Consider the following 8,964-nt stretch of genomic DNA (forward strand, 5'->3'; position numbering starts at 1 on the left):
ATGGCGGCCATAAAGCCGTTACAGCGGTTTTCCAGGGCCGGTGCCGGGCGCAGAGTCGCTGCGCCATTCAGGGGAGGGGCGTTCAATGGAGTTCCGGCTGCTCGGACCGATCGAAGTGCGCGATGCCACCGGCTCGCTCGCACTGGGGGGCGCGAAAGCACGCACGCTGCTGGCCGCGTTGCTGCTCGCCCCGGGCCGGGTCGTGGCCACGGACCGGCTGGTCGACATCATCTGGGACGACGAACCACCGCCCACCGCGCGGGCGCTGATCCAGACCTACGTCTCCACACTGCGCCGGGCGATCGGCGACCACGACACGGAGATCATCCACACCCGCTCGCCGGGATACCTGGCGCGGGTCGGTGACGACAGCCTCGACTGGCGCCGCTTCGAACTCTTCGCGGCACAAGGCCGGTCCGCGGTGGCCGACGGGCGGCACCGGGAGGCGTCGAACGCCTTTCGGACCGCGGAGACGCTGTGGCGCGGACCGGCTCTCGACGGTGTACGCAGCCGCATCCTGGCGACGGAGGCCGCCCGCCTCGACGAGCAGCGCATCGCCGTCATCGAGGCCCGGATCACCGCGGACCTGGAGCTGGGCCGCACCGACGAACTGGTCGGCGAGCTGACCGTGCTGGTCGGGCAGCACCCCACCCGGGCAACCCTGCGCCGCCAGCTCATGCTCGCCCTGTACCGGGCGGGCCGGACCGCCGACGCGCTGACCGTCTTCCGGCAGGGCCGCGACGCGCTCATCGACGAGCTGGGGATCGAGCCGGAGGCCGAGCTGACCCAGCTGCACGAGGCGATCCTGCGGTCGGACCCCGCGCTGCTCGGCCTCCGCGCCGAGCCAGGCCCGCCGGCAGCCGTTCCACGCCCCGAGGTGGCTCCGACCGAGGACAGCGAGCCGCGGTTCCCGGCGCCGAAGCAGCTGCCGCCCGACGCGGCCGACTTCACCGGGCGGGACGACCTGGTGCGTGAGCTCACCGGCGCGCTGACCGGCGAGCGGAGCGGACCGGTCGTGGCCGCGCTGCTCGGCCCCGGCGGCGTCGGCAAGTCGGCGCTCGCCGCCCACGTGGCCCACCGGGTGTCCGCCGCCTACCCGGACGGCCAGCTCCACGTCGACCTGCGTGGCACCACCGACACCCCGGCGTCGCCCGCCGAGGTGCTCGGCCGCTTCCTTCGCGCGCTGCAGCCCGATCAAGGCACGATCCCGGACGGCGCGGACGAGCGCATGGACGCCTACCGCACCCTGTTGGCCGGGCGCCGCATGCTGATCGTCGTCGACGACGCGGCGAACGAGCAACAGGTGCGTCCCCTGCTGCCGGGCGCCGGCACCTGCTCGGTCCTGCTGACCTCGCGCAGCCGGCTGGCCGGCCTGGCCGGCGCGCGTCTCGTCGAGGTGGACATGCTGAGTGACGCGGAGGCGACGGCCCTGCTCGCGCGCGTCGCGGGTGGCGACCGGATCGAGTCCGCTCCTGACGCCGCCGCCGAGATCGTCGCCTCCTGCGGCAACCTGCCGCTCGCCGTACGGGTCGCGGGTGCTCGGCTGGCCACCCGCCGGCAGTGGTCCCCCCGTCTGCTCGCCAACCGGCTGACCGGCGAGCGCCGCCGCCTCGACGAGCTGTCCGCCGGCGACCAGCAGGTCCGGGCCACGATCGAGCTGAGCTTCCGCAGCCTGGAACCGGACGCTCAAGCCGCGATCCGCCGGCTCGGTCACCTCGCGGTGGCCGACTTCCGGTCCTGGGTGGTGGCCCGCGCACTCGACGTCGAGGTCGCGGTCGCGGAGCGGGTCGTCGAGCAGCTCGTCGACAGCCACCTGGTGGACTACACGTTCGTCGACGACACCGGTCTGGTGCGCTACCGGCTGCACGACCTGGTCCGCATCTACGCCAGGGAGGAGGCCGAGCGGCGCGAGTCCCGGGCCGACCTCCTCGCCTCGACCGCCCGGGTCGTCGGCGGCTGGGCGGCCACCCTGGACCGGCTCCGCGACCACATCGTCGACAGCGTGACCTCCGGAGTCGTCCCCCTGACCACGGCCCGTCCCGGCGGCGAGATCGACCCCGAGGTGCTCGACAGCGCGCTGGCCGACCCCCGCGGGTGGCTGGACACCGAGCAGGTGTCACTGGTGCTCGCCGTGGAGCGAGCCGCGGAAATGGAGCTCGACGAGCTCGCGGTGGCCGTCGCGTCGATCCTGTGCACGTCGAGGTACCCGCTGAACAACGTGATGGACCTGTGGAACCGCGCGCACCAGGCAGCGCTGGCCTCCGCCCGTCGCGCCGGCAACGCGCACGGCGAGGCGGTCCTGCTGGCCGAGCTCGGTCAGCTTCGCTACGAGCAGGACCGATTCGCCGACGCACAGATGTGCCTCACCGACGTCGTCGAGCGGTTCCGCGATCTCCACGATCCACGCGGCGAGGCGAACGCGCTCGCCTCACTCGGGCTGGCCTGCCGCGAACAGGGTTACCTGCCCGAGGCCGAGCACTTCCTATCGCAGGCATCCGTGCTGTGCCAAGGCCTTGCCGACGACCGCGCCGTCGGCCACTGCGAACGGCTCATCGGCTCGGTCCACCTGGAGCGGGGGAACTTCGACGCCGCCGACCGGTCGCTCACGGCGGCACTCGCGGCCTTCCGGCGGGCCGGCAGCCGGCGCGGCGAGGCCCTGACCCTGCGGACCATCGGGCTGACCCACCGGGCACGCGGCAGGCTCACCGAGGCCGAGACCGCGTTCACCCGCGCACTGGACCTGTTCGGCGAGCTCGGCGACACCAAGCTCGCCGCGTACTGCCGGCGTGGGCTCGCGAAGACGCACATCCGGATGGGCAGGTTCGACGAGGCCAGGGAACCCCTGGAAGCCGCGGTCGCCGAGCACGTCCACGACCACGACGGCTGGGCGGAGGCGATGGTGCTGCGCACGCTCGGCGAGCTGGACCTGGCCGCAGGCCGGTTCGACGCGGCGAGCGCCAGGCTGACCTACGCGTTGACGCTCTTCCGAGCGCAAGGAGCAGCACTGTTCGGCGCCAGGACCCTTCGCGACATCGCCCAGCTGGAACGGGCCCGAGGCGACCACGCGGCAGCGGAGGCAGCACTGACCGAGGCCATCAACACGTTCCGCGAGTACGGAGCTCGCGAGTACTCCGAGCTCACCGGTCAGGAACCTCTGTAACCCGGTTACAGAGGTTCTGCAGCGCGTTCGGCGACGGTTGGCCCGCACGCACACACCGTCCAACCGGGAGCCGTGAACCACATGATCGCGAGGTGGTCCGATCCGCGGATCGCACGAGTCCCGATCCGCGACTGCGGTGAGCCGCTCGTGGACGTGCGGGCCTCGGCGCCCTTGTCCGTCGCCGGCCCGCCGGTCCACCTCCGCTACGGCGTTGTCGAGCGGCTCGTCACCGCCCAGAGCCTCCTGCCCCGCACGGTCCGGTTGCTCATCGTCGACGGCCACCGCCCGGCGACCCGGCCCACGGTCGCACCGCACCCGACCGGCGGCGCCGTCGACATCACGTTGTCCGACCGGCACGCCGTCGATCCGGCTGCCGCGACGCTGCCGACGTGCTGCACCGGGATCGTGCCACCGCCTGCCGACCGGACCAGGCAGATGCTGACCTCGGCGCTGACGGCCGTCGGCCTCGTCGCCTACCCGACACGCTGGTGGCATTGGTCCTACGGCGACCGGTATTGGGCCTTCGTGACGCAGGCCGCGCACAGCCGGTACGGACCACTGCCCGACCCCGGGGCGACTGTCACAGGGGGTCGTATTCGTCGCCGTTCTTGTTGAGCAGCACGTAGTCGGGCGACAGTTCGGTCAGGCACCGGCTCAGCGACGCCAGCAGCTCGTCGACGGTGACCTGGCCGAGTTCCAGCTCCGCGGTGACCTCGGAGCGGATCTGATCGATCCCGGGCTCGTCGGCTTTTCAGTTCGGCGTAGGAAGATTCGAAGGAGGCGCGCATCGCCTTGACGTCAGGTGCGTCCGACACGACGTCGTGCCAGGTCGGCACACCGACGACCAAGCGGATCACGGCGGCCCGGTCGGCGGCGACGATCGCGGCCCCGCCTTCGGAGTCGGCGTAGAGCACGGGTCCGTCGTCGCACAAGAAGAACGTGCCACCCGAGGCGTCTCCGGCAACCGCGCGCAACTCGCCGCCCGACGCCAGCCGCACCGGTTCGACGGGCTCGAGGCGGGTGACGTCGAAGTCGAACACCTCCGCCAGCAGTGCGGCGGCGCGGGTGTTCTGGCGGATGCGATCGAGCATGGCGGAACGATAGACCATGCGCCGCCGGGGAAGCCGGAGTGCAGATCGCGAAGCCGGCCGCGTCAGGCCTCCGAGCGCCGACCGTCGTACTTCTCGTTGGCCGTCAGCACTTCCGGCATCTGGTCCTCGACGTCGCGGATCAGGTCCAGCAGCAGAGCCGCGGTACGCCGGCCGCGCGGAGTGAGGCTGTACTCGACCTTCGGCGGGATCGTCGGCTGCGCCTCGCGCAGCACGAAGCCGTCGCGTTCCAATGCCTGCAAGGTTTGCGCCAGCATCTTTTCGCTCACTCCCGAGACGCGGCGGCGCAGTGCGTTGAACCGGATCGTGCCGTCGTACAGGGCGGCCATCGCGAGGATCCCCCACCGGCCGGTGATGTGCTCGAGCGTGGACCGGGACGTACACGCCTGCGCGAAGACGTCGAACACCACCTGCCCGTGCTCGTCCACCCACTCCGGCGCTTCCGTCATGCCTCTCACGGTACCGGCCGCACCGCACGATACCCAGTGACGGTACTCACCATTGGTTTGCACTTTCTCTGAGTTAGTACACTCTCAAGGTAAGCACACCGACTTGAGGAGCTACGCATGATCGTGGTCACCGGCGCCACCGGACAGCTCGGCCGCCTGGTCGTGGACGGCCTGCTCGCAAAGACCAGCCAGGTCGTCGCCGCGGTGCGCGACCCGCGGAAGGCCGACGACCTCGCGGCGCGCGGCGTCCAGGTCCGCGAAGCCGACTACGACCGGCCCGAGACCCTCGCGACCGCCTTCGCGGGCGCGGAGAAGGTGCTTCTGATCTCCAGCAGCACACCCGGCCAGCGGCTCGCGCAGCACGAAGCGGTCGTCAAGGCCGCTCAAGAGGCCGGCGCGCGCCACCTCGTGTACACCAGCGTCCTGGCCGCCGACACGACGAAGCTGTTCGTCGCGCCGGACCACAAGGCGACCGAACAGGTGATCCGCGACGCGGGCATCCCGTTCACCTTCCTGCGCAACGGCTGGTACACCGAGAACTACGCCCAGACCGTGCAGCAGGCGCTCGCCACCGGATCGTTCGCCGGCAGCGCCGGTGAAGCCGGCCTCGGCGCGGTCCCGCGGATCGACTTCGCCGAAGCGGCCGTCGCCGTCCTGACCGGTGACGGGCACGCCGGGAAGACCTACGAGCTCGCCGGCGACACGCAGTGGAACTACGCCGACTTCGCCGCGGCCATCACCGAAGCCGCCGGGACGCCGGTGACCTACCAGGACCTGTCCCCGCAGCAGCACCGGCAGCTGCTCGTCGCGGCGGGCCTGCCCGAGCCGGTCGCCGACATGCTCGTCGACGCCGACCGCGGCATCCGCGACGGCGAACTCACCGCCACCACGGGCGACCTGCGCGCCCTGATCGGCCGTCCGACCACGCCGCTGGCCGACGCCGTCGCCGCCCTCGTCAAGAGCTGAACCTCTAGAGCTCCGGCGGCGCCTGCAGGTCGTGGGCGCGGAACAGGACGGCGTGCTCGACGCCCATGGCCTTGCCGCTCATCGCGGCGAACTGCGGGATGAAGTCCGCCGGGGCGGGGTGATCCGGGAGCGCGGCCAGGTACGCGGCGTGCGCCTCGAGCGAGGCGACGCCGCGGCGCAGCGGCTCCCCCGTGACCTCGACGCCGTGGGTCGCGCCGGCGCCGGCGGGGCCGGGGATGATGAACCAGCGTGCGGAGTGCGGTTCGAGGCCCTCGTCCTCGACCTGCTCCGGGAAGACCCACCGGTTGCCCGCGTCCCGGATCGCGTCGAGCGTCGCGAGCCCGGCCGCGCGGTGGTCGGCCTGGTCGAAGCCGTACGGCGTCTCGACGTCCCATCCGGTGCCGAGGACGACGTCGGGCTTGAACCGGCGGATCTCCCGGCAGATGTCCCGGCGCAGGTCGAGGCCGTAGACGAGCACGCCGTCGGGATGCTCGAGGACGGTCAGGTGCGTGACACCGACGGCGGCGCAGGCGGCCTGCTGCTCGGCGACCCGCAGGCGTGCCGTCTCCTCGGGAGGGTTCGGCATGCCGGCCTCGCCGCGCGTCAGCAGGAGGTAACCGACCTCGATGCCGCGCGCGGTCCAGCGGGCGACCGCCGCGGACGCGCCGTACTCCATGTCGTCGGGGTGCGCGACGACGCACAGCACACGCTGGAAGGACTCCTCGGGCAGAGCAGGCAGTGTCATGCCGGCCATCCTCCCTCGTTTCACGGCACGAAGGCGCGCGACCACCTTCTGCGGAAGAACCCGTCGCCGCCGAACCGTCCGAAGTGGAGTCGACCGGGACGTGCTGCTCCAGCGGCTTGTCGCGCGGCCACGTACGGAGAACCGGCGAGACAGGTGTCAAGCCGACGCTTCGCGCTGCCGCCGGTGCGCGGCCATCCGGACCGGTGAGTTCGCGGCGCCGTCGCCGGCGTAACCACCGATCCGCTGGACGACCTCGAAGAAGACGCGGCCGCCGAGGACCACGGTGAAGAAGTGCAGCAGCTCGCCGTGCTCGTCGCGGTCGTAGAGCACCGACTGCTGCCGCAGCGCGGCGAGCAGCTCGGGAGCCGGGGCCAGGCGGGCGTCGAGGTCGTCGTAGTAGTTGCCGGGGATGTCCAGCAGCGGCGCCCCGAGCTCGCGCATCCGGCGGGCGCTCGCGAGCGCGTCACCGGTGGTCAACGCGATGCGCTGCGGCTCGCGGACCCCCGGCGCCCACTCACCGCGGCGCAGCAGGGCCGATTCGAGCGCGATGCGGACGCGGCCGGACGGGTCGGTCACCGTGCGGCTGCGCACCAGCCCGAACGGCGCGGCGAACTCCGTCACGGGCTCCGGCTCGAGGCCGAGCACCGCGCGGTAGAACAGCGCCGCCTCGTCGAAGTGGTCGAACGGCTGGGTGAGGGCGAGGTGGTCGATCCCGGTCACCCCGGCGCCCTCGCCGGGTGCCTCGGTCACCGTGAAGTCGCCGAGCCAGCTGTCGCCGGTCTCGGCGCCGGTGCGGCAGAAGAAGAGCGACGTCCCGTCCGGCGCGGCGATCGCCGACAGGTCCGCCTCGTCCGCGCGGTGGCTGCGCGGCAGGATCGGCGCGAGCAGCCGCTGGGCGCGCCGGGCCGAAGCGACCGGGTCCGCGCTCTCGACGGCAACCGCGCCGACCGACGCGCCGCCGGACGAACCGGAGCCGTTGAGCAGGATCCGCGCGTCCCCCTGCTGCCACAGCCGGACGGGCTTGGACCGGTGCCGGCCCGTCTCGGCGAACCCGAGGCCCTGCAACGCCGTCGCCAGGTCAGGCTCGGCCAAGTCGTCGACCGCCAGCTCGACGAACGAGTGCCCGGCGAGCGCCGGAGCGGGCGGAAGGTCGGTGACACCGAGGGTTTCCTGCAGGGCGAGCAGGGACCGCATGGCGTCGACGGCCGCCGGCGCCGGGTCGGCCTGGCGGAAGACGTCGTTGAACACCTCGAGCGACAGCGGCCCGGTGTACCCGGCGGCGAGGACGTGACCGGTGAAGGCGGTCAGGTCGAAGGCGCCCTGGCCGGGGAAGAGCCGGTGGTGCCTGCTCCACTGCAGCACGTCCATCTGCAGCCGCGGCGCGTCGGCCAGCTGCAGGAAGAACAGCTTTTCGCCGGGGATCGTGCGGATCGCGGCCGGGTCGCTGCCGCGCGACAGGATGTGGAAGCTGTCCAGGCAGAGCCCCAGCGCGGGGTGGGCGGCGCGGCGCACGATGCGCCACGAATGCTCGTAGGTGTTGACGAACCGGCCCCACGCCAGGGCCTCGTAGGCGATCCGGATCCCCCGCGCGGCGGCGTGCTCGGCCAGCAGGTGCAGTTGCTCGGCGGCGAGGTCGTCGTCGTCGACCGCGTCCGGGGAAACCGACGAGCACACCAGCATCGTGTCGGCGCCGAGCTGCGCCATCACGTCGAACTTGAGCTCCGCGCGCCGGAGGTTCTTCGCGAGCACGGCGGGCGGCACCGCTTCGAAGTCGCGGAACGGCTGGTAGAGGTCGATCGAGAGGCCCAGTTCGGTGCAGTGCTCGCGGATTTCCTTCGCCGACCACGACGAGGCGACGAGGTCGTTCTCGAAGATCTCCACCCCGTCGAACCCGGCCCGGGCCGCCGCGGTCAGCTTGTCTTCGAGGGTGCCGGACAGGCAGACCGTGGCGATCGAACGGCGGGACTCGGTCTCAGTCGAGGACATCGGCGGGCTGCCTTTCGAGCGGAGGGGTTCCGGTGAGCGCGGCGAGGTGGCGCAGCATCCGGGCGGCGTCGGGTTCGGTGCCGGTGAAGAGGGCGAACGCGTCGGCGGCCTGGAAAACGGCCATCCGGCCACCGTCAAGCACCCGCGCACCGAGGGCGCGGGCGGTGCGGACCAGCTCAGTTTCGAGCGGCCGGTAGACGACTTCGGCCACCCACAGGCCGGGCCGTAGGAGCGCGGCGGGAAGCGGCAGGCCGGGGTGGGCGGCCATCCCGGTCGGGGTGGCGTGGACGAGCCCGTCCGCGGTGGCGACGGCTGTTGCTAGGTCTGGTGCTGCTGGTGTGCGAGCTGGTCCGGCCGACGCGCGGTCTGGTGCCGCCGGCGCGCGGTCCGTGCTCGCCGAGGCACGGTCCGGTCCCCCCGGTTCGCGGTCCGATCCAGCCGCGCCGCGGTCCGATCCCAGCGGCGCGAGGTCCGGTCCCACCGACGCGCGGTCCGATCCAGCCGCGCCGCGGTCCGATCCCAGCGGCGCGAGGTCCGGTCCCACCGACG

At 72.5% G+C, this 8,964-nt stretch carries 6 protein-coding genes and 1 pseudogene; 3 read left to right on the top strand and 4 right to left on the bottom strand.

Annotated features, from left to right (window positions below; genetic code table 11):
• The first annotated feature begins 85 nt into the window (after window positions 1-85).
• Window positions 86-3,160 carry an AfsR/SARP family transcriptional regulator gene (locus ACIA5G_RS50575; protein ID WP_395937166.1) on the top strand — a complete coding sequence of 1,025 codons (3,075 nt, stop codon included), beginning with the start codon at window positions 86-88 and terminating at the stop codon, window positions 3,158-3,160.
• An 81-nt stretch (window positions 3,161-3,241) separates the two neighbouring features.
• Window positions 3,242-3,775, top strand: coding sequence for a M15 family metallopeptidase (locus ACIA5G_RS50580; RefSeq protein ID WP_395937168.1), 534 nt, complete (start codon window positions 3,242-3,244; stop codon window positions 3,773-3,775).
• 538 nt (window positions 3,776-4,313) lie between these two features.
• On the opposite strand, the gene ACIA5G_RS50585 is transcribed toward ACIA5G_RS50580, so the two are convergent.
• Window positions 4,314-4,718, bottom strand: a complete 405-nt coding sequence (locus ACIA5G_RS50585) for a winged helix-turn-helix transcriptional regulator (RefSeq protein WP_395937170.1) — start codon at window positions 4,716-4,718, stop codon at window positions 4,314-4,316.
• Window positions 4,719-4,835: 117 nt separating this feature from the next.
• Here ACIA5G_RS50585 and ACIA5G_RS50590 point away from each other — a divergent pair, with 117 nt between their 5' ends.
• Window positions 4,836-5,684 carry an SDR family oxidoreductase gene (locus ACIA5G_RS50590; RefSeq protein WP_395937172.1) on the top strand — a complete coding sequence of 283 codons (849 nt, stop codon included), beginning with the start codon at window positions 4,836-4,838 and terminating at the stop codon, window positions 5,682-5,684.
• Between the two features lie 4 nt (window positions 5,685-5,688).
• On the opposite strand, the gene ACIA5G_RS50595 is transcribed toward ACIA5G_RS50590, so the two are convergent.
• From ACIA5G_RS50595 to ACIA5G_RS50605, 3 genes and pseudogenes are all read right to left on the bottom strand, one after another.
• Entirely contained in the window at window positions 5,689-6,438 is a 750-nt protein-coding gene (locus ACIA5G_RS50595; RefSeq protein ID WP_395937174.1) for a PIG-L deacetylase family protein, read from the bottom strand.
• Between the two features lie 147 nt (window positions 6,439-6,585).
• A complete protein-coding gene (locus ACIA5G_RS50600; RefSeq protein WP_395937176.1) occupies window positions 6,586-8,415 on the bottom strand; it encodes a bifunctional sugar phosphate isomerase/epimerase/4-hydroxyphenylpyruvate dioxygenase family protein in 1,830 nt (609 codons plus the stop codon).
• A pseudogene (locus ACIA5G_RS50605) lies at window positions 8,402-8,964 on the bottom strand (hypothetical protein); the annotation flags it as partial. The gene ACIA5G_RS50600 and the pseudogene ACIA5G_RS50605, both read right to left, overlap by 14 nt.

It is taken from the genome of Amycolatopsis sp. NPDC051758 (genome assembly GCF_044453095.1).
In the GTDB taxonomy this organism is placed as follows: Bacteria; Actinomycetota; Actinomycetes; order Mycobacteriales; family Pseudonocardiaceae; genus Amycolatopsis.